Origin of the sequence: Alteromonas sp. K632G (genome assembly GCF_017653625.1) — a bacterium.
Taxonomy (GTDB): domain Bacteria; phylum Pseudomonadota; class Gammaproteobacteria; order Enterobacterales; family Alteromonadaceae; genus Alteromonas; species Alteromonas naphthalenivorans.
On record NZ_JAGGDM010000001.1, the window covers coordinates 80,455 to 101,220 of the forward strand.

A 20,766-nucleotide genomic window follows, 5' to 3' on the forward strand; every position below is an offset into this window, starting at 1 on the left:
CAGGCTTTCTCACTTCATAAAACTGATTTTAGGGCGCAAAGTTTAGCATATTTTAGTTGTCGACAGGCAACGGCATTGTTCATTTAAAGGTGTGAGCGGAATGCGTGCTGCCTCTGGTATACTGCCGTCCAGATTTATACGGCAAACCTTAAACCATGTAATGACGATGAAGTTAATAGAAGAATTCGAGTATCATTTAAATACGCTAGAAACAGCGATGCGCCAAACTAAAACGTGGCCGAACAAATCACCTAGCAAGGCGCAATTAGCCAGTACTGTCCCTTTTGCTATTGATACCCTGTCTTTTTTCGAATGGCTGGCGTATGTTTTTGTGCCTAAATGTCATAACTTAATAGCGATGGGTCAGTTACCAGGGAAGATGGCAATTTCCCCTGCGGCGCATATGTATGTGCCAAACTGCCCCGAATCTATCTTAGTTTCGTTGCTTGCTCTTGATAAACTAACCGAACCTAATAAGAAGTAATTTATGCCTGAAGAATTTCCATTTACCCAATGTGAAACCCCAAGTGAAAAGGCTGGCAGCAATAGTGTGCAGCCATACCCGCCGCTTAATATTTTATATCAAGATGAGCATATCGTGGCCATTGATAAACCGCCGGGTTTATTAGTGCACAGAAGTCCTATCGACAGGCATGAAACTCGCTTCGCCGTGCAGACATTAAGGGATCAGCTCAACAAGCACGTATTTCCCGCTCACCGACTAGATAGGCCCACATCCGGTGTACTATTGTTTAGTTTTGACAGTAAAACAGCGGCGCTGCTTGGCCAGCAGTTGATGAATAAGCAGGTGCAAAAGCAGTATCACGCTATTGTTCGTGGTTATGTTAAACATTCAGGGCTCATCGATTATGCGCTCAAATATCGTTACGATAAAATTGCCGATAAACATAAGCGCCCGCAGCAGGCACCTCAGCAAGCCACAACGGTATACGAAAGTTTAGCGAACTATGAATTACCTTTCGCCGTAGGTAAATATGAAACCGCCCGCTATTCATTAGTAAAACTTTTGCCCTCGACAGGACGCAAACATCAATTGCGTCGTCATATGGTACATATTAGGCACCCTATTTTGGGAGATACCACCCACGGAGACGGAAAACAGAACAAATTTTTGCAAACACACTTTAGTTTTCAGAATTTGGCCTTAAGTTGTACGCAGATGGGTTTTTATCACCCGATAACCGGAAAGTGGCTATCGGTGTCTGTTAGAATGCATTCAGAAATGCAACGAGTGTTAGATGCGTGGCAAGAATATCAGGTTTAAGGTTTGGGCTAGAAAGTGTGATGCTTAAACGGGAAACCCACACGATTTGAAAAGATAATGAGGAAGTAATGGCAACACTAAAAATTTTTGCAGGTACCGTGTATGGCAATGCGCAACATGTAGCAGAGCAAGTTGAAGAAAATCTTGCAGAGCAAGGTGTAGATTGCGAGCTTGAGAGCGATCCTTCAGTAAGCGACTTTACCGATGCCGACGCTATCTTATTGATTACTTCTACGACTGGCCAAGGCGATGTTCCACCAAACTTAGAATTTGTCTTCTCTGATTTGAAAGACGAGTTTCCATTGCTAAACGACAAGCCTTTTGCTGTTGCTGCGTTAGGTGATAGTAGTTACGGGGAAAGTTTTTGTGGAGCCGGTCGTCAATTCAATGAATTGTTATTAGAGCTGCAAGGTAAAGCAGTAGCCGACATGCTAGAAGTGGATGCCCTTGAGACCCTTGAACCTGAAACCATGGTTATTGAGTGGGTTAATGGTATTAAAGCTCAGTTAGGCGTGTAACGGGGTTCGACAATAATCTCAAAAAATAGAAAAGGGCGCTAGGCGCCCTTTTTTAATGCAAAACGTTTAATACGTGAATACAGACTTATTCAACACCACGTAGTAGGGCATTAATACCTACTTTTGCACGGGTTTTAGCATCTACTTTCTTCACGATAATGGCAGCATATAGGCTGTACTTTCCGTCTGGGCTTGGCATGTTACCTGAAACTACTACAGAGCCCGCAGGTACGCGGCCATAATGTACTTCGCCGGTTTCACGGTCGTAAATACGGGTGCTTTGGCTAATGTAAACGCCCATTGAAATAACTGCGCCTTCTTCAACAATAACGCCTTCAACAATTTCAGAACGTGCGCCAATAAAGCAGTTATCTTCAATGATAGTAGGGTTCGCTTGAAGTGGCTCTAAAACACCACCAATGCCTACGCCGCCAGATAAGTGAACGTTCTTACCAATTTGTGCGCAAGAACCAACCGTTGCCCATGTATCTACCATGGTGCCTTCGTCAACGAATGCACCAATGTTTACGTATGAAGGCATAACAACCGCATTTTTACCCACGAAGGTACCGGTACGGACTGCAGCCGGAGGCACAATACGCGCGCCGTCATTAGCAAATTGTTCAGCAGTATAGTTGCTGTATTTCAACGGTACTTTGTCGTAGTAACGGCTCTCAGCACCTTCAATAACGTCGTTGTTATGTAGGCGGAAGAAAAGCAAAACGGCTTTCTTTAACCACTGATGAACAACCCACTCGCCCGCGATTTTTTCAGCTACACGCGCTTTTCCGCTATTAAGCAATGCAATAGCATCAGCAACGGCTTGTTTCACTTCTGCTGGAGCAGAAGAAGGGCTAATGTTGTCGCGGTTTTCGAAGGCGTCTTCAATAATGGCTTTCAATTCATTCATGGTATCGTGATATCTTCAAGTTGATCGAGTTTAAACAAGATACGCTTTTTCAAGCTCACTTGTTGTTCTTGGGTTAATGCTTTGCCAGCATCATTACTGACAATAAATATATCTTCTGCGCGCTCGCCGATAGTAGCAATTTTTGCCAGCTTCAAGGTGACATTAGTATCAACAAAAGCATGGCCAATTTTAGCTAATATGCCTGGCGCGTCTAGTGCTTCTAACTCAACGAGTGTCGCTTCATCGCTCACCCCGAAAAAGCGTACTTTAGTAGGCACGTCTAGCTGTTTCATTTGTCGAGGTAGTTTACGCTTATTTTCGTGTGAACGGCCTGGTTTTTCAAGCTGGGTGCTAATCGCTTTTTCTAGCGATTGAATTCGGGACTCAGATGTTAGCCTGGAACCATCATTTTCAAGCACCAACATACTGTCAAACACATAGCCATCGCGGGTTACGGTAACATGGGCGTCGTGAATAGAGCAATTACGACTGTCTAAAACGGAAGCTACTTGTGCAAATAAGGCTTTTCTATCTTTACCGAAAAGAAAAATTTCCGTGCCGCCTTTTGCACTGTTGTCATTGGCTTTAACGAGAAGCTGGTCGCTATCTGGTGTTAGCCAATCATCCTGAGCCTTAACGATTTCTTCGGTATGCCATGCAATTTGGGTGGGCTTGAATCGTACAAAATAGTCATCATCTAACCGCGCCCATAATCCATCAATGGATTCAGAGCTAACCCTGCGTTCGTGCAGAATTTGTTGCGCTTGATATTTGTGAGTAGTCACTCGCTCACTTAATGTTACTTGGCACTGTAACCCGTTATCTAATGCTTTTTGCGTCATTAAATAAAGTTCTCTAAGCAGAGATGCTTTCCAATCATTCCACAAATTATCGTTGGTTGCCCGAATGTCTGCAAGGGTAAGGGTATAAAGTAAATTTAAGTGGTTGTGGCTTCTTACCGCGCCAGCAAATTCACTGATAACGTCTGGATCGTAAATGTCTCTGCGCTGCGCCACTACCGACATTAGCAGGTGGTTTTCCACTAGCCAGCTTATCATGGCCGCGTCGTTCGCCGGTACATCATGCTGTTCACAGAACTTAGCAACATCAATGGCGCCTAGCGTTGAGTGGTCGCCGTTACGACCTTTAGCGATATCGTGAAATATAGCAGCAATATACAATACTTCTGGCTTGTCTAGATTGCGACAGATACGGCCACAGCGTGGAAAATCTTTGTTCTCTTTCGAGAAAAAATAATTCACGTGCTTCACTAAGCGGTGCGTATGTTCATCCACTGTGTAGGCGTGAAACAAATCAAATTGCATCATCCCTACAATGGCATCCCACTCAGGTAAGTAAGCTTGTAAAATGCCGTACTGATGCATAATGTCCCAACCAAAATTAAAAAAGTCGGGTTGTTTTAGCAAGACCATGAGCTTTTCACGGCAAGCGGGGCGCTCAACAAAGTAAGCATTCTCAAATGTACGATGTGCGTTTCTTATTTGGCGAATACAAGTGGTGCTTAAACCTTGAACTTCAGGGGTATTAGTGACCACATTTAAAAAGTCTAAAATGGCTTCTGGCGAAGAAAAAGCATTCTCATGGCGAGGCGAAATCATATTATCGAGTAATTCGAAATCTTCGTTAATAATCGCGGTACGCTGAACACTCTGATTAAGCATGTCATACTTGAACCGTTGCAAAAGCATTTGGTTCAATTCAGAAACTCGGGCAACGGTGCGGAAGAAGTCACGCATCATCTTTTCAACTGAACTTTTTCCTTCTTCTCCATACCCCAGCATGGCGGCAACATCAGGTTGGTAATCAAAAAGAAGGCGGTTTTCACTTCGCCCTGCAACCAAATGTAAGGCACAACGCATTTTCCACAAATGCATTCTACAGGTGATTAATTCGCTGTGTTCTTGCTCGGTAAAGTAGCCGTGCCCCACTAGGTTCCAGCCGTCATATTCTTTAAAGTGTTTTTTTGCCACCCAACCAATAGACTGGATATCCCTTAAACAGCCTGGGTTTTCTTTGATGTTAGGCTCTAGGTTGTACGCTGTACCGTTAAATTTAGCGTGACGTCGCTTTTGTTCATCGTACTTGGCCGAGAAAAACGCTTTACTCGACCAAGAATTTCGCCCGTTTACTTCATCCCACAGCTTTTCAAAAATAGATTCGCTGCCGCAAAGCAATCGACTTTCTACGAGGTTAGTGGCAATGGAAATGTCGTCTTTGGCAAGGCTGACGGTTTCTTTGATGGTACGTACTGACTGACCCACATCAAGCTTAATATCCCAAAGCAGAGTAATAAAACGACTGACTTTTTCTTGGGTGTCGGGCTTAAGGGTTCGTTTGCTCACTATCAGCAAATCAATGTCGGAATAAGGTTGAAGGTGCCCGCGTCCATAGCCACCTACGGCACATAATGCTAATTCACTTTCATTGTCTAAACCGTAGAGGTGCCACAAATGGCACAAAAGGGCATCAACGAATTGTGCACGCCCAGTCACAAGTTGGTTAACAGGAATGCTATCGAATGACGCTTTTATCCATGCATAGCTATCTTCTACACACGACTTGATGGCAACTAAGTCGTCAACCGACGTTATTTGATCAATATTTTTTATTAGGGATTGCAGCGTCAAATTACACCTTCTATGCGTACAGCTTTTTGAACACACTGAACCTTACCATGAAATGAAACGAAATCGCAGTGCCGATTAGTTGCATACCCAAGGCAATATTGTGAATAAATATACGAAAATGTTATAGGTATGCTGCAAGCATAAGATGAAATATGACAGCGCTATTTTCAAGGCGGGCAATAGGACTGATAGCAATAGGGCTGATAGCAATAGGACTGATAGCAATAGGACTGAAAGTAACAGTCAATGCGATAGCTCAGAGGAATAGCGTGGTAACTAGTGTGCTGTCGTTCCTGCTAAAAACCTGTGATGTACATTCGTAACCAACAACGAAAGAAAGGAAAAAAGCATGAAGGCGTAGTAGAAGTATAAAAACATATAGCAACCAAAAAAGTTAAGCTGCTATATGTTTATATAGGCGATTCAAACACTAAATAAAGAGTGCTTATCGAAACTGACCATTATTTGTCAGTGTGCAAAACGTTAACTGTGTGAAATCACTCGCGGAAGGTCTTCTTCGTCACGCAATGTTAATACTTCCACACCGTCTTCGGTAACCAGTAAGGTATGCTCCCATTGTGCACTTAAACTTCTGTCTTTGGTTACTACCGTCCACTGGTCAGGAAGAATTTTTGAGTAACGCTTACCTGCATTCACCATAGGTTCAATGGTGAAGCACATGCCCGCCTCAAGCACATCGCCAGTGCCAGGCTTACCGTAATGCACGATTTGTGGCTCTTCGTGGAAACTCGCGCCAATACCATGACCACAGTACTCGCGCACGATTGAATAGTTATGCGCTTCTGCGTGGGTTTGGCAGATATGACCAATATCGCCCAATGTCATACCCGGTTTTACTTCTTTAATCGCTTTATATAAGCATTCTTGTGTAACTCGGCTTAAACGCTCTGCCATAATCGTTGGCTTTCCAACGGTAAACATCTTAGAAGTATCACCGTGGTAACCATCTTTAATAACAGTGACATCGATATTAATAACGTCACCATCTTTCAATTTTTTGTCCGAGGGGATGCCATGGCAGATGCAATGGTTTACAGACGTACAAATTGATTTAGGGAAAGGCGGGTGACCATAGTTTAATGGCGCAGGAATAGCTTGCTGCTCATTAACAATGTAATCATGACAAATTGTATTTAACTCATCTGTCGTTACACCCTTTTTTACATAGGGTCCAATCATAGTGAGTACATCGGCTGCTAGTTTTCCAGCCACGCGCATTTTTTCGATTTCTTCAGAGGTCTTAATAATTGCTGACACAGCGTCTCTCTATTCGTTTATTTAGGCCGTTACGCTACCGCTTGTAAAATAGGGCAGAGGTTAACGCACAGAATATATCTATATAGGTATATTTTAGCCATTAGGATTGAATGTGTATAGGGGCAGTCTTAAAGAATGCAAGTAATGGCAAAACTGGCAGTAAAACTTGAGTGGGTATGCGTAATATGGTATAAAGCGCGCGCCCTGACGGAATGCCCTTAAAAGCGTTTGGTCAAAAGGGTAAATTAAATTTAATTAAAACACACATATACCAACACTGCGTATCGGGGTGTTCTACTTATTTACTTAGGTGGGATCGATACAATGGGTATATGGAGGCCTAACCCCGAGAGGAAATTAAAATGGCAAATGTTTCAATGCGTGACATGCTGAAAGCCGGTGTGCATTTCGGTCACCAAACTCGTTACTGGAACCCTAAGATGAAACCATACATCTTTGGCGCACGTAACAAAGTTCATATCATCAACCTTGAAAAAACAGTTCCACTTTTCAACAACGCTCTTAACTACCTATCAAGCGTAGCATCTAAGAAAGGGAAAATCCTTTTCGTAGGTACTAAGCGCGCTGCTGGCGATGCGGTAAAAGATGCAGCTGTTAAATGTGACCAGTTTTACGTTAACAAGCGTTGGTTAGGTGGTATGTTGACTAACTGGAAAACAGTTCGTCAATCAATCAAGCGTTTGAAAGAACTTGAGCAGAAAAGCCAAGACGGTACTTTCGAAAAGCTGACCAAAAAAGAAGCCCTAATGCTTCAGCGTGAAATGGAAAAGCTTGAAAACAGCCTTGGCGGTATCAAAGATATGGGCGGCTTGCCAGACGCTATCTTTGTTGTCGATGCAGACCACGAGCACATTGCTATCACAGAAGCACGTAACCTGGGTATTCCAGTTGTTGGTGTTGTGGATACTAACTCTAACCCAGATGGTGTTGATTACATCATTCCTGGTAACGACGATGCAATCCGCGCAGTTCAACTTTACTTGGATGCCGCTGCTAACGCTGTGATTTCTGGTCGCGAAAGCAACCTTGAAGCACAAGCTGAGCAAGACGACTTCGTAGAAGCAGCAGAGTAATTCTGTTCGCTTTACTGTCATATCAAAAGCATATGATAGTGCAACAATACGAAACGTATTGAGAGGGGCGATAACGCCCCTTTTACCTAACCGAATTTATATTTATTGCTGAGGAATTGAAAAATGGCAGTGACTGCAGCACTAGTTAAAGAACTGCGCGAGCGTACAGGCGCAGGTATGCTGGATTGTAAGAAAGCCCTGGTTGAAACGGATGGTGACATTGAGCTAGCCATTGAAAACATGCGTAAATCAGGCCAAGCGAAAGCAGCTAAAAAAGCAGGCCGTATCGCAGCTGAAGGTGTAATCCTTACTAAAGTTCAAGACGGTCGCGCGACTATGCTTGAAATTAACTGTGAAACAGATTTCGTAGCACGTGACGAAGGTTTCCTTAAGTTTGGTAACGAGTTGCTAGAAATAGCAGCCGCGAACAACATCAACGATATCGACACGTTGAATGCGTCTGAACTTAACGGTGCTAAAGTAAGCGACGTTCGTGACACATTAGTGGCGAAAATCGGTGAAAACATCTCTCCTCGTCGCGTTATTAACGTTGAAGGCGATACACTAGGTGCATACGTGCACGGCGGTCGTATCGGCGTAATCTCAATTCTTACTGGTGGCAGCGAAGAGTTGGCTAAAGACATTGCAATGCACGTTGCAGCGGCTAGCCCTCAGTTCGTTAAGCCTGAAAATGTTCCAGCTGAAGTTGTTGAGAAAGAGAAAGAAATCCAAATCGGTATTGCAATGCAGTCTGGTAAGCCAGCTGATATCGCAGAGAAGATGGTTGCAGGCCGCATGAAGAAGTTTACTGGTGAAGTAAGCTTAACTGGTCAGCCTTTCGTTAAAGATCCTTCAATCAGCGTTGCTGAGTTGCTTAAAAACAACTCTGCTGATGTTGTTAACTTCGTACGTTTCGAAGTTGGTGAAGGTATCGAGAAGAAAACCGAAGACTTTGCAGCAGAAGTTGCAGCACAAATGGAAGCGGCCAAGAAATAATTGGGCGTTTATCTTTTGCATTGTGTTAATGTCAGATAAACTACAAGGCACCTCTTCGGAGGTGCTTTTTTATAGCTACTACCCGCGGGTTACGGTTTTGCTAAGGTAAGGTAGAGTGCAAAACGGTAAAATCTTTAAACGCTTACGAAAGCATTTTGTCCTATTCTTTTTACCTGCAAAAGCAGTGTGTAAATAATAGAAAAGCATAAGACAAAATGGGTTTACGAGGACATATCGAATAATGAGTATCACACCGAAATCAGCATATCGACGCATTCTGTTAAAGCTAAGTGGCGAAGCCCTTATGGGTGAAGAAGGCTTTGGTATCGATCCTAAAGTACTTGACCGTATGGCCCAAGAAATCAAAGAACTTGTTGAACTAGGTGTTCAAGTAGGCTTGGTTATTGGTGGCGGAAACTTGTTCCGCGGCGAAGGGCTTGCAAAAGCAGGCATGAACCGCGTTGTAGGCGACCACATGGGTATGCTTGCTACCGTAATGAACGGCTTAGCCATGCGTGATGCACTGCATCGTGCCTTTGTTAATGCGCGTATGATGTCAGCTATTCCTTTGAACGGCGTGTGCGATGCTTACAACTGGGCAGAAGCGATTAGCTTATTAAAATCTGGCCGCGTGGTTATCTTTTCTGCGGGCACAGGCAATCCTTTCTTTACGACCGATTCAGCCGCCTGTCTTCGCGGAATTGAAATTGAAGCCGATGCCGTGCTAAAAGCCACAAAAGTTGATGGCGTTTATAGCGATGATCCGGTTAAGAATCCAGATGCTACTTTGTACGATCAACTTTCTTATCAAGAAGTCCTTGAGAAAGAATTAAAAGTGATGGACCTGTCAGCGTTCACACTTGCTAGAGATCACAGCCTTCCTATTCGTGTATTTAACATGAACGAAGCAGGTTGTTTGAAACGTGTCGTTATGGGTGAGCAAGTTGGCACCCTAATTTGTCACGCTGACAATAGTTAATTAAGAAAATAGGAAATATAACGTGATTGATGAAATTGAATTAGATGCGCAAGAGCGTATGGATAAAAGCATCAGTGCACTTAAAGGCCAGTTTAGCAAAATTCGTACAGGCCGTGCTCATCCAAGCTTATTAGATGGCATTATGGTACCTTACTACGGTACAGATACACCGCTAAAGCAAGTCGCTAACGTCATTGCGGAAGACAGCCGTACATTAGCACTGACCGTTTTTGATAAAAGTGCTATTCAAGCTGTTGAAAAAGCAATTATGCAGGCAGATTTGGGATTAAACCCAATGAGCGCTGGTGGTTCTATTCGAATTCCACTTCCTCCGCTTACCGAAGAGCGTCGTAAAGACCTTATTCGCGTAGTGCGTAATGAAGCAGAAAACGGTCGAGTTTCAATTCGAAATATTCGCCGCGACGCTAACAGCGACGTAAAGGAATTACTTAAAGAGAAAGAAATCAGCGAAGATGAAAGCCGCGCAGCGGAAGAAAATATTCAGTCTTTAACGAATGACTTCATTAAGAAAGTTGACGGCATGCTTGCTGTTAAAGAAAAAGAACTGATGGAAGTGTAACAAGTATTATGATTGGGAAGCGGTCAAACGCAGCCAAAACGACTGATACAGTAGGGCCAGCATCCGTTGTTGGCCCTAAACATGTTGCTATCATTATGGATGGCAATGGTCGTTGGGCGCAAAAGAAAGGGAAAATTCGTACCTTCGGGCACAAGGCAGGTGTTGAGTCTGTTCGAGCAGTGGTACGCTTTGCTCGTCAAACTGGCATTGAGTCTTTAACCTTGTTCGCTTTTTCAAGTGAAAACTGGAAGCGTCCCGAAGAAGAAGTCAGTGTATTGATGGAACTGTTCAATTTAGTATTAAACAGTGAAGCCAAACGACTCCATAAAAATGGCGTTCGCTTAAAAGTAATAGGCGATTTAAGTGCTTTTGATAGCAAGTTGGTTGGAAAGATCCGCAAAGCGGAAGAAATGACTTCTGGCAATAACGATCTTGTCCTTAATATCGCAGCTAATTACGGTGGCAGATGGGACATTGTTAACGCTGCAAAAGAAGTGGCTGAAAAAGTTAAGCAAGGCGAAATGTCCCTTCAAGACATTGATGAGGCGGTTTTTAATCAACATACCTCTACGGCAAGCCTTCCTGAACTCGATCTTCTTATACGCACAGGTGGTGAACACCGAATCAGCAACTTTTTATTATGGCAGTGTGCGTACGCCGAATTATATTTTACCGATGTGCTATGGCCAGACTTCAATGAAGATGTTTTTCAATTAGCCGTAGATGATTTTAATGTTCGCCAACGACGATTCGGTCTTACCGGTGAACAAATTGATACTGCCAGCAGCTAATTCTATGCAGGCAGGCATCAGGGCAGGCCTGAGCACAGGAGCCGAGAGCCAATTATGCTAAAACAAAGAATAATAACAGCGTTAATTCTCGCGCCTTTGGCGCTATTTTCCATACTGTTTCTGCCTATCTTCTGGTTTGAAATTGCGATTTCCGGTGTGGTTGCCATAGGGGCTTATGAATGGGCTAATATGTCCGGCATATGTGAGCGTCCTAAAAAAATACTCTTTATGGCAGCAGCATTCGCTATCTGCATTAGCTTATCCTTAATTGTTGATACCAGTGTTATTTGGTATCAAGGTCAACTTCACGATTTATATCACGGAATTTTAGGTATAGCAGTGGTGTGGTGGATAGTTTCTCTTTTCATGGTGCTGGCATACCCAAAATACACCAAGTTTTGGCGTGAAAGCCGCACTGTACGCACCGTGTTCGGCTTACTTACCTTAATTCCAACTTGGGTGGCGGTTATTGCCCTTCGTACTAGTTTGCATGATGTAGACCCATTTTATGGCGCATCACTCATCTTTTACGTGTTGGGTATTGTATGGGCTGCTGATATTGGCGCTTTCTTCGTAGGCGTTAAATTTGGTCGCCACAAGTTACGTCCTAATGTTTCTCCAGGTAAAAGTTTAGAAGGTCTTATAGGCGGCATTGCAGCTTCATTTGCCATTATTGCTTTTGCTGCATTGCACTATCAGGTTGAGCCTTCCCGCATTTGGTTGCACCTCATTATCGGCGGCGTTACCGTGGCGGTTTCAGCATTAGGTGACCTTAACGAAAGTATGCTAAAACGCTGTGCGGGTATTAAAGATAGTGGAAAAATCTTGCCTGGACACGGCGGAGTGCTTGACAGAATCGATAGCTTAACTGCTGCATTTCCGGTCTTTGCGTTCTGCTATGTAACGTGGATGGCGTGATGCAAACCGTTACCGTTTTAGGGGCAACCGGCTCTATTGGTTGTAATACCCTCGATGTTATTAATCGTCATCCTGAAAAATACCGCACCTTTGCCATTACTGGCAATGGTCAGCTTGAATTACTTATGCAGCAAGCGCAGAAGTGCTCGCCTCGATTCGTGGTGGTTGCTGATGAAGCTAGGTACAAAGAGGCTTGCACGCTAGCGACAGAATACAATATCACCGCCGAAATACTCTGTGGCGCTAAAGCTTTAGAAGACGTGTCTTGCGCAGCCGAAGTCGATACTGTGATGGCGGCCATAGTGGGGGCGGCAGGTTTGCTACCTACATTAGCGGCTGTGAAAGCGGGTAAGAAGGTATTATTAGCAAATAAAGAAGCGCTAGTGATGTCTGGTGCATTATTTATTGATGCTGCAACACAAAGCGGCGCTGAAATTTTACCTATAGACAGTGAGCATAACGCTATCTTTCAATGTCTCCCTCAAGGTTATGAGTATGGCGAATTGGAGAAGGCGGGTATTAGCAAGATTTTGCTAACAGGCTCAGGGGGACCTTTCAGAGAGCGTGAATTGAGTTCCTTTAATGCTATTACGATTGATGAAGCGAGCAGCCACCCTAATTGGTCTATGGGGCGTAAAATCACGATAGATTCGGCCACTATGATGAACAAGGGGCTTGAGTTTATCGAGGCCTGTTGGTTATTTGGTGCTTCACCAGACGACATTCAAGTGGTGGTCCACCCACAAAGTTTTATTCATTCGATGGTGCAGTATGTAGACGGTTCGGTTATAGCGCAGCTGGGTAACCCAGATATGCGTACCCCCATTGCTTATGGTCTTGCCTACCCATCTCGCATTGATGCTGGTGTTAAGCCATTAGATTTTTCCGATATGGCTAATTTTAGTTTCGAAACGCCGTGTTTCACGCGCTATCCTAATTTAAAACTCGCCATTGATGCATGTAGAGAAGGGCAGGCAGCTACCACCCGTTTAAATGCTGCAAATGAAATAGCGGTTGCCTCTTTTCTAGAGGGGAAAATAGGGTTTACGGATATTGCAGTAGTCAATGAAGAAACCCTAAACAAAATGGAACCAGTAACCGTTTCATCTATCCAACAAATCCTTGAACAGGATACTGCCGCCCGCGCGGCAGCAGACCAAGTCATTAGAGGTAAGTTCACGTGTTAGGATTTTTATGGAGCTTAGGTGCATTTATTGTCGCGTTAGGTATTTTAGTCGCGGTACATGAGTGGGGCCACTTCTATATAGCGCGGCGTTGCGGTGTGCAAGTTGAGCGTTTTTCTATTGGTTTTGGCAAGCCGCTTTGGCGTAAAATCAGTAAAACTGGCACTGAGTATGTGATTGCTATGATCCCGCTTGGTGGCTATGTACGCATGCTTGATGGGCGAATTGACGATGTACCCCCAGAATTAGAACACAAAGCGTTTAACCATAAGCCAGTATTGCAGCGCATGGCCATTATTTTTGCTGGGCCTGGCGTGAATTTTATTTTTGCTGTGTTTGCATTGTGGTTGATGTTTTTAATTGGCCTACAAACCGTAAAACCCGTTATTGGTAATATTGAGCCTGAAAGTATTGCTGCTCAAGCAGGTATTGAGAAAGGCGATGAAGTCATTAAAGTAGGCTCCCGTAGTACTCCAGACTGGGAGGCGGTGAACCTTGAAGTGGTGTCTTATATTGGTCAAGAATCAGCGCTAGTTACTGTATTGACCCAAGATAAAACAGAAAAAGAAGTAACATTTACACTTGAGGGTTGGAACTTTGACCCTGATAGCGAGTCTCCTTTAAGCAGTCTAGGAATAACCCCTTTTCGTCCTAATCCAACTTTGGAAGTGGGTTTTGTTGGAGAGGACAGTGCAGCACAAAAGGCTGGTTTGCAACCAGGTGATAAATTACTCGCTTTAAATGGTGATGAATTAACCACGTGGCAGGCATTAGTTGATGTGATTGTTGAAAGCCCTGGAGATTCGGTTGTATTGTCGATTGAAAGGGATGGACAACCCCAGCAACTGCGTGCAACGATAGCGCGCCGCGATACACCAGAAGGGCAAACTGGGTATTTAGGGGTCAGTCCAACGTTTGAAGCTTGGCCTGAAGGGTATGTGTTTACCCATCAATATGGCATAGTAGAGGCCGTTGGAAGAGCGCTAGATAAAACGTGGCGCTTAATGACACTCAGTGTTGAGATGATAGGCAAATTGGTTACCGGCGATGTTTCGGTGAAAAATTTAAGTGGGCCTATATCCATCGCTCAAGGAGCAGGAACCAGTGCCGGTTACGGCTTGGCTTACTTTTTGAGCTTTCTTGCCTTAATCAGTGTGAATTTAGGCATAATTAATTTACTACCCTTGCCCATGCTAGATGGTGGTCACCTGATGTTTTACATCGTGGAATGGCTTACCGGCAAGCCTGTACCTGATGCGGTACAGGAGTGGGGTTACAGAATCGGTGGCGTGCTTCTGTTTATGATAATGGGTATCGCTATTATGAACGATATTGCTCGCATAGCCTGATGAAAGTCAGGAAACATAAAACAGCTAACATAAAACGCGGCCAGGAAAAGAAAAATAGATGAAGTTAAAACAGTTAGTAGCAGCCGGAGCCATTTTTTCCAGTGCTAGCTTTGCCAATGCTGCGGCGCAGAATAGTGAATTCGTTGTAGAAGATATTCGAGTAGAAGGTCTACAACGGGTAGCACTAGGTGCAGCCTTAACCTATTTGCCAGTTCAGGTTGGTGATGAGCTAAATACCTTCCGGGTAACTCAGCTTATCCGTTCTCTGTACTCATCAACGCATTTCGAGAACGTCGAAATTCTGCGTGACGGCAACACATTGGTAGTACGCGTAGCCGAACGGCCCACAATAAGTAACATTATTTTTGAGGGCAACGATGATATTAAAGATGAGCAGCTCCAAGAAAGCTTAGATGGCAATGGCGTACGCTTAGGCGAGCCTTTAGATAAAACCGTTCTAACGTCAATTGAAAATGGCTTGAAAGATTTCTTTTACAGCATTGGTAAATATAACGCTGACGTAACAGCGATTATTACACCGCTTCCTCGAAATCGTGTCGATTTGAAATTACTTTTTGAAGAAGGTGATGCGGCTAAAATTCAACAAATCAACATCGTTGGTAACGAGATTTTTACTGATGCAGAGTTGATGGATCAGTTCGAGCTACAGTTCGATACACCATGGTGGGATTTCTTGTCAGAAACTCGCTATCAGCAACAAACGTTGCAAGGTGATATGGAATCATTACGTAACCACTATTTAGATCGTGGTTACCTACGCTTCAACGTGGATTCTACACAAGTATCCATGACGCCTGAAAAGTCGGGCATTTACGTGGCAATGAACGTAAGTGAAGGCGAACAGTACACTATCTCTGAAGTCGAGCTAGTGGGTGATGTTCTGGGTCATGAAGAATATATTAAACGTGTATTACCACTAACGCCAGGTGAGCTCTACAATCAAGCCGAGGTAACTTATACAGAAGAATTTATCAGTAAGTACCTTGGTCGATTTGGTTACGCTTATCCAACAGTGACCACAGTACCAAACATTAACGATGAAGATAAAACGGTGAAACTGACCTTGTCAGTAGACCCCGGCAAACGTATTTACGTTAAACGTATCAAGTTCAACGGTAACGTTGTTACTGCTGATAACGTTTTACGTCAGAACGTAAGCCAAATGGAAGGTACATGGTTATCAAATAACTTACTTGAGTCATCCAAGAACCAATTATCTCGTTTGACGTATATGGAAGAGGTTGAGTTTGAAACCATTCGAATTCCAGGCCAAGACGATCAAGTAGACGTTAACTTCAACGTTAAAGAGCAACCTTCTGGCTCATTTAACGCAGGTATCGGTTACGGTGACCAAACCAAGTTAAGCCTTCAAGCGGGTATACAGCAAGATAACTTCTTGGGTACAGGTAAGCGTGTAGGCTTGAACTTAAGTACGGTTTCTTATCAACGTTCAGCACAAATCACGTATAACGACCCGTATTTTACTATTGATGGCATAAGCTTAGGGGGTTCATTAGGGTATAGTGAATTTGATGGCTCAGACTTTAACGTTATCCAGTACAACTCTAAGCAGTGGTCTGTAGGTGCAAATGTCGGTTATCCGATAAATGAATTTAACCGAATCAACTTCGGGCTAACGTACAGCAACGTAGAGCTTTATAACCGTGGTTATTATGAGCAAACGGAACAGTTTTATAATCAGTTCCTTGACGGAGATGATCCTGATGCGCCCATTAAATACCATAGCTATCTTGCCAGCGTAAGTTGGAGTCGTAGTACATTAAACCGTGGTTTATTCCCTACGGCTGGCTCGTCACAGCGTGCCTCATTTAGTATCACTACACCTAATTCAGATGTAAACTACTTCAAAACCTTGTTTGATGGGAAGTGGTATTTCCCACTGTCTAGAAATCAGCGTTGGTCAGTACTTGCAAGAATTAGAATGGGTTACGGTAACGGCTATGGCGATGTAGACGGTAACGAGCAAATATTGCCCTTTACCGAAAACTTCACCGCAGGTGGTGCGGATTCACTTCGTGGATTTGAAAACAACACCGTAGGTCCGCGTGGTATCATTCGCTCGCCAAGTGGCTCTTTAACCGGGCCTGATGGCGAAGTTTACCCAACAGACCCTATTGATGATGTAATTACATTATCAAGCCGAAGCCTTGGTGGTAACGCTATGGCATTGGGTGGTATCGAGTTAATCGTTCCAACACCGTTTGTTGAAGCCGATATGGATAACTCGGTACGAACTAGTCTATTTGTGGATGTGGGCAACGTGTGGGATACTGAGTTCGATTACGACGAATACAAAGACTTTAGTCAGTCTAGTACTCAGTATGGTTCGTTGATAGACTATTCTGATTGGTCACTGTATCGTAGTTCTGCTGGTATTTCGGTACAATGGATCTCACCAATGGGGCCGATGGTATTTAGCTTCTCAAGAGCTATTCAAGAACGTGAGGGTGATGATGCTAAATTCTTCACCTTTAATATCGGTCAGACATTCTAAAATATTAAACGGGGCCATTGGCACCCAGATAAAAAGATGGATAAAAGGAGTTCCTTTTGAAACAGTTGGTTAAACATATTGTTGCAGGTGCAATGCTTGGTAGCGCACTAGTTAGTACTTCAGTAATGGCAGAGCAAAAAATTGCTGTTGTTGATGTTCAGGGCATTTTTCAAGCTATGCCTCAGGCTGCTGAAATTCAAAACGCCATTCAGGTGGAGTTTAAAGACCGCATTGAAGAAGTTAATCAGCTTCAACGTGATGGTCAGTTTTTCGCAGAACGTCTACAACGCGACGCAGCAACAATGAGTGCTCAAGAAAAGAAAGAACTTGAGCAAAAAATGTTGGCTGTACGTGAAGAGTTAGCAGAAAAAGCACAACCGCTTAAGCAAAACATTCAGCGTCGTAGTAACGAAGAACAAAACAAATTATTCAGCCTTATCAAGCAAGCTATTGATTCAGTTGCCGCTAAAGAAGGTTATGACATTGTACTTAACGCAACGGCAACGCCTTTCGTAAAAGAACAATACGACATGTCAGAGCAAGTATTAGAACAGGTTAGCAAAGTAAACTAAGGCAGAAATGCTTACAGTTTGTCGCTAATTTCATCAGACCAACGCCCGAAAGGGGTTGGTCTGATTTGTTTTTTGCGCCTAACAGCGTATGGTTGCCGCCGTTTTAGTAATTTACGGCGAGTTTGTGACCATGAAACAGTTTTTAGGTCATGCTTGCACTATAGGAGATAGTTTTTGACCACTTCACTCAATACCATAGAAATCCAGGAAATTCTGTCGTTACTTCCTCACAGATACCCGTTCCTGTTGGTTGATCGAGTAACAGACTACGTTCTGGGTGAATCAATTAAAGCGTATAAAAATATCACTTTTAACGAGCCTTGCTTTACCGGGCACTTCCCAGGCCGCCCTATATTTCCAGGCGTGCTGATTCTAGAAGCCATGGCACAAGCCGCGGGCGTTCTTGGTTTTAAGACCATGGGCCAAAATGATAAATTGTATTTATATGCAGGAATTGACAACGCTCGATTTAAGCGTCCTGTTGTACCTGGAGACAAACTAGAGTTTGATGTTGCCTTGGTAAAAGAAAGACGGGGCATCTGGAAGTTTAAAGGCGTTGCAACTGTTGATGGCGAAAATGTATGTGTTGCAGAGTTTATGTGTGCAATGAGAGAGATGACCTAACGTGATCCATCCTACTGCGGTAATTTCAGATAAAGCATCTATTGGCGAAAACGTCACTATTGGTCCATTTTGCGTGATTGATGATGATGTGACGATTGGCGATGGCTGTGTATTGAAGTCCCATGTGGTCGTTCGCGGCACCACCCGCATTGGCAAGAATAATACTTTCTATCAATTTTCATCTATTGGTGAAGATTGCCAAGACAAAAAATATGCTGGTGAACCCACAAATTTAATTATTGGTGATGACAACGAGTTCCGTGAAGGCGTGACTGTGCATCGTGGCACCATTCAAGATAACAGCGAAACTATTATTGGTTCACGATGCTTGTTTATGGTTAATTCACACATTGCCCATGATTGTGTGTTAGGTAATGATATTATTTTAGCCAATAACGTTGCCGTTGCCGGGCATGTTCATATTGATGATTTCGTTATTGTGGGCGGTGCGGTTGGTATTCACCAATTTTGTAAAGTGGGTGCACATGCGTTCTTAGGCGCTGGCGGTATTATTCTTCGCGATACACCTCCTTTTGTGATGGTCAGCGGTACAAAAAATATTCCTCAGGGCATCAACTCTGAAGGTTTACGTCGTCGCGGTTTCGATAAAGATGAAATAATGGCGATTAAACGTGCCTATAAAGTTATTTACCGTGAAGGTAACACGGTGGCCGAAGCGGTAGAGGTTCTTTCTTCGCAAGAAGCAGGTTCTAGCGGTGTTGCACTTATGACTGCGTTTTTAAAGAACGCAGAGCGCGGTATCATTAGATAACATGAGCCCGCTATCATGAGTAAACCTTTGCGTATCGCGATGGTGGCAGGCGAGCCGTCAGGCGATGTACTCGCTGCTGGTATGGTCGCCGAATTAAAACGCCTATACCCTGATGCTATTATTGAGGGAATAGGCGGGCCTAATATGCAAGCTCAAGGTTTTCATAGCTTATTTGATATGGAAACCTTATCAGTAATGGGGTTAGTTGAAGTACTGTCTCATCTACCCGCTATTTTAAAAGTCAAAAAAGCGCTGCTCGCGTATTTCTCTGATAACCCGCCTGATATTTTTGTTGGCATAGATGCTCCAGATTTTAACCTGAGGGTAGAAAAAGAACTTAAATCCAAAGGTGTTAAAACCATTCATTACGTTAGCCCAACTATTTGGGCGTGGCGTGAAAAGCGGGTGCATAAAATTGCTAAGGCGGCAGGGCGAGTGCTGGGTTTGTTTCCTTTCGAGCAACAGGTTTATGATAAATACGATGTGCCCTATACCTTTGTTGGCCACACCATGGCTGATAGCATTGCTTTAACGCCTGACCAACAAGCTTCTCGCAATACACTTAATTTACCTATCGATAAAGCGGTATTAGCTGTGTTGCCTGGTTCTCGTCGTGGTGAAGTCGATACGCTTCTCCCTATTTTTATCGAGACGATGGAAAAAATAGCCTCGCAGAGACCCGATATTGAGTTTGTTATTCCCGCTGCGAATGTGCATCGGCTTGAGCAAATTAATGGTATGTTGAAAGAGGCTAATAATGCCAGTGAAAGGCTGCCTATTCACGTTACTGAGGGTACGTCTCGCGACGCTATGATTGCCAGTAATGTTATATTGCTCGCATCTGGCACCGCTACGTTGGAAGCTATGTTGTGCAAACGCCCCATGGTAGTGGCATATAAATTGTCGCCAATAACCTATAAAATAATGCAGCGTTTGTATAAAGCGCCTTTTTTCGCTTTACCCAATTTATTGGCTAATGAAGCGTTAGTGCCAGAACTGCTTCAAGAAGACGTTAACCCAGATACATTAAGCCAGCATGCCCTTACTTATTTCGACAGTGACAACACTGACTTAATTTCCCGTTTCACCGACCTCCACCATACGCTAAAATGCAATGCTGATAAAACAGCAGCACAAGCTGTAGTGGAGGAATTGTTTGCATAAGTTAATAGCCGGCGTAGATGAAGTTGGTAGAGGCCCTCTTGTTGGGGATGTGGTAACCGCCGCCGTTATACTCGACCCAGCCAACCCCATAGTAGGGTTAACCGACTCTAAAAAGCTCAGTGAAAAAAAGCGCATTGCGTTAGCCGCTGAAATAAAAGCGAAAGCGCTTTATTGGCACATCGGGCGCGCCACACCAGAAGAAATCGACACCCTAAATATTCTCCATGCTACCATGTTAGCCATGAAGCGCGCTGTCGAAGGCTTAGCGGTAACGCCAGACTTTGTTCGTGTTGATGGTAACCGTTTGCCTGATTGGCCTTATGCTGCAGAAGCTGTGGTCAAAGGCGATAGCTTACACGCTGAAATTTCTGCCGCTTCCATCATCGCCAAAGTAGAACGTGATAACGATATGCTGGCACTTGATGAATTACATCCTGAGTATGGTTTTGCTGGCCATAAGGGTTATCCTACAAAAGCGCATTTTGAAGCACTCGCCACCCATGGCGTGATTGATGGTTATCGCAAAAGCTTTAAACCAGTTAAGGCACTACTACAAGAGATTCAATAA

The 20,766-nt window shown here is 43.8% G+C and carries 20 protein-coding genes; 17 read left to right on the forward strand and 3 right to left on the reverse strand.

From position 1 onward, the window contains the following. Positions 1-100 precede the first annotated feature (100 nt). The 3 genes from J5X92_RS00385 (at position 101) to J5X92_RS00395 (ending at position 1,803) form a co-directional block, all read left to right on the forward strand. Positions 101-484 (forward strand): YqcC family protein, encoded by a 384-nt coding sequence (locus tag J5X92_RS00385; RefSeq protein ID WP_208804176.1) that lies wholly within the window; start codon positions 101-103, stop codon positions 482-484. Positions 485-487: 3 nt separating this feature from the next. Beyond that, the gene (gene truC, locus J5X92_RS00390; RefSeq protein ID WP_208804178.1) at positions 488-1,285 is read left to right on the forward strand and encodes a tRNA pseudouridine(65) synthase TruC; all 798 of its coding nucleotides are present in this window, start codon (positions 488-490) and stop codon (positions 1,283-1,285) included. A 68-nt stretch (positions 1,286-1,353) separates the two neighbouring features. Then, positions 1,354-1,803: a flavodoxin gene (locus J5X92_RS00395; RefSeq protein WP_013785193.1), complete on the forward strand. Its 450-nt coding sequence runs from the start codon at positions 1,354-1,356 to the stop codon at positions 1,801-1,803. A gap of 85 nt (positions 1,804-1,888) precedes the next feature. Here the strand turns inward: J5X92_RS00395 and dapD are convergent, their stop codons facing one another. The 3 genes from dapD to map form a co-directional block, all read right to left on the reverse strand. After that, complete coding sequence (dapD, locus tag J5X92_RS00400) at positions 1,889-2,713, reverse strand: 2,3,4,5-tetrahydropyridine-2,6-dicarboxylate N-succinyltransferase (protein ID WP_013785192.1); 825 nt, start codon at positions 2,711-2,713, stop codon at positions 1,889-1,891. Beyond that, positions 2,710-5,361: a [protein-PII] uridylyltransferase gene (glnD, locus tag J5X92_RS00405; protein ID WP_013785191.1), complete on the reverse strand. Its 2,652-nt coding sequence runs from the start codon at positions 5,359-5,361 to the stop codon at positions 2,710-2,712. The genes dapD and glnD overlap by 4 nt, the downstream gene beginning before the upstream one ends. A gap of 483 nt (positions 5,362-5,844) precedes the next feature. Continuing rightward, positions 5,845-6,639 (reverse strand): type I methionyl aminopeptidase, encoded by a 795-nt coding sequence (gene map / locus J5X92_RS00410; protein ID WP_013785190.1) that lies wholly within the window; start codon positions 6,637-6,639, stop codon positions 5,845-5,847. Between the two features lie 362 nt (positions 6,640-7,001). Here map and rpsB point away from each other — a divergent pair, with 362 nt between their 5' ends. The 14 genes from rpsB (at position 7,002) to rnhB (ending at position 20,766) form a co-directional block, all read left to right on the forward strand. Then, on the forward strand, positions 7,002-7,733 hold the full coding sequence (gene rpsB, locus J5X92_RS00415; RefSeq protein WP_013785189.1) for a 30S ribosomal protein S2: 732 nt from the start codon (positions 7,002-7,004) through the stop codon (positions 7,731-7,733). A gap of 123 nt (positions 7,734-7,856) precedes the next feature. Next, positions 7,857-8,729, forward strand: a complete 873-nt coding sequence (gene tsf / locus J5X92_RS00420) for a translation elongation factor Ts (protein ID WP_013785188.1) — start codon at positions 7,857-7,859, stop codon at positions 8,727-8,729. A gap of 241 nt (positions 8,730-8,970) precedes the next feature. Beyond that, positions 8,971-9,708 (forward strand): UMP kinase, encoded by a 738-nt coding sequence (gene pyrH, locus J5X92_RS00425; RefSeq protein ID WP_013785187.1) that lies wholly within the window; start codon positions 8,971-8,973, stop codon positions 9,706-9,708. Between the two features lie 22 nt (positions 9,709-9,730). After that, on the forward strand, positions 9,731-10,288 hold the full coding sequence (frr, locus tag J5X92_RS00430; RefSeq protein ID WP_013785186.1) for a ribosome recycling factor: 558 nt from the start codon (positions 9,731-9,733) through the stop codon (positions 10,286-10,288). A gap of 8 nt (positions 10,289-10,296) precedes the next feature. Continuing rightward, a complete protein-coding gene (gene uppS / locus J5X92_RS00435) occupies positions 10,297-11,079 on the forward strand; it encodes a polyprenyl diphosphate synthase (protein ID WP_013785185.1) in 783 nt (260 codons plus the stop codon). 54 nt (positions 11,080-11,133) lie between these two features. Next, complete coding sequence (locus tag J5X92_RS00440) at positions 11,134-11,997, forward strand: phosphatidate cytidylyltransferase (protein ID WP_208804180.1); 864 nt, start codon at positions 11,134-11,136, stop codon at positions 11,995-11,997. Continuing rightward, positions 11,997-13,184, forward strand: a complete 1,188-nt coding sequence (gene ispC, locus J5X92_RS00445) for a 1-deoxy-D-xylulose-5-phosphate reductoisomerase (RefSeq protein WP_208804182.1) — start codon at positions 11,997-11,999, stop codon at positions 13,182-13,184. Before J5X92_RS00440 ends, ispC begins: the two co-directional genes overlap by 1 nt. Continuing rightward, on the forward strand, positions 13,178-14,530 hold the full coding sequence (rseP, locus tag J5X92_RS00450; RefSeq protein ID WP_208804184.1) for a sigma E protease regulator RseP: 1,353 nt from the start codon (positions 13,178-13,180) through the stop codon (positions 14,528-14,530). The genes ispC and rseP overlap by 7 nt, the downstream gene beginning before the upstream one ends. Positions 14,531-14,588: 58 nt before the next feature. Then, positions 14,589-17,066 (forward strand): outer membrane protein assembly factor BamA, encoded by a 2,478-nt coding sequence (gene bamA, locus J5X92_RS00455; protein WP_208804186.1) that lies wholly within the window; start codon positions 14,589-14,591, stop codon positions 17,064-17,066. Positions 17,067-17,122: 56 nt separating this feature from the next. Continuing rightward, positions 17,123-17,638: an OmpH family outer membrane protein gene (locus J5X92_RS00460; RefSeq protein WP_208804189.1), complete on the forward strand. Its 516-nt coding sequence runs from the start codon at positions 17,123-17,125 to the stop codon at positions 17,636-17,638. Between the two features lie 174 nt (positions 17,639-17,812). Beyond that, complete coding sequence (fabZ, locus tag J5X92_RS00465; RefSeq protein ID WP_013785179.1) at positions 17,813-18,262, forward strand: 3-hydroxyacyl-ACP dehydratase FabZ; 450 nt, start codon at positions 17,813-17,815, stop codon at positions 18,260-18,262. A gap of 1 nt (position 18,263) precedes the next feature. Then, the gene (gene lpxA, locus J5X92_RS00470; RefSeq protein ID WP_126872026.1) at positions 18,264-19,034 is read left to right on the forward strand and encodes an acyl-ACP--UDP-N-acetylglucosamine O-acyltransferase; all 771 of its coding nucleotides are present in this window, start codon (positions 18,264-18,266) and stop codon (positions 19,032-19,034) included. Between the two features lie 15 nt (positions 19,035-19,049). Then, complete coding sequence (lpxB, locus tag J5X92_RS00475; protein ID WP_208804190.1) at positions 19,050-20,198, forward strand: lipid-A-disaccharide synthase; 1,149 nt, start codon at positions 19,050-19,052, stop codon at positions 20,196-20,198. Continuing rightward, on the forward strand, positions 20,191-20,766 hold the full coding sequence (gene rnhB, locus J5X92_RS00480; RefSeq protein WP_129736955.1) for a ribonuclease HII: 576 nt from the start codon (positions 20,191-20,193) through the stop codon (positions 20,764-20,766). Before lpxB ends, rnhB begins: the two co-directional genes overlap by 8 nt.

Coding starts and splice junctions, on each gene's coding strand:
- tsf (WP_013785188.1), top strand. CDS start 7,857: ATGGCAGTGACTGCAGCACTAGTTAAAGAACTGCGCGAGCGTACAGGC.
- J5X92_RS00385 (WP_208804176.1), top strand. CDS start 101: ATGCGTGCTGCCTCTGGTATACTGCCGTCCAGATTTATACGGCAAACC.
- truC (WP_208804178.1), top strand. CDS start 488: ATGCCTGAAGAATTTCCATTTACCCAATGTGAAACCCCAAGTGAAAAG.
- bamA (WP_208804186.1), top strand. CDS start 14,589: ATGAAGTTAAAACAGTTAGTAGCAGCCGGAGCCATTTTTTCCAGTGCT.
- dapD (WP_013785192.1), bottom strand. CDS start 2,713: ATGAATGAATTGAAAGCCATTATTGAAGACGCCTTCGAAAACCGCGAC.
- lpxB (WP_208804190.1), top strand. CDS start 19,050: ATGAGTAAACCTTTGCGTATCGCGATGGTGGCAGGCGAGCCGTCAGGC.
- rpsB (WP_013785189.1), top strand. CDS start 7,002: ATGGCAAATGTTTCAATGCGTGACATGCTGAAAGCCGGTGTGCATTTC.
- uppS (WP_013785185.1), top strand. CDS start 10,297: ATGATTGGGAAGCGGTCAAACGCAGCCAAAACGACTGATACAGTAGGG.
- J5X92_RS00440 (WP_208804180.1), top strand. CDS start 11,134: ATGCTAAAACAAAGAATAATAACAGCGTTAATTCTCGCGCCTTTGGCG.
- ispC (WP_208804182.1), top strand. CDS start 11,997: ATGCAAACCGTTACCGTTTTAGGGGCAACCGGCTCTATTGGTTGTAAT.
- pyrH (WP_013785187.1), top strand. CDS start 8,971: ATGAGTATCACACCGAAATCAGCATATCGACGCATTCTGTTAAAGCTA.
- J5X92_RS00395 (WP_013785193.1), top strand. CDS start 1,354: ATGGCAACACTAAAAATTTTTGCAGGTACCGTGTATGGCAATGCGCAA.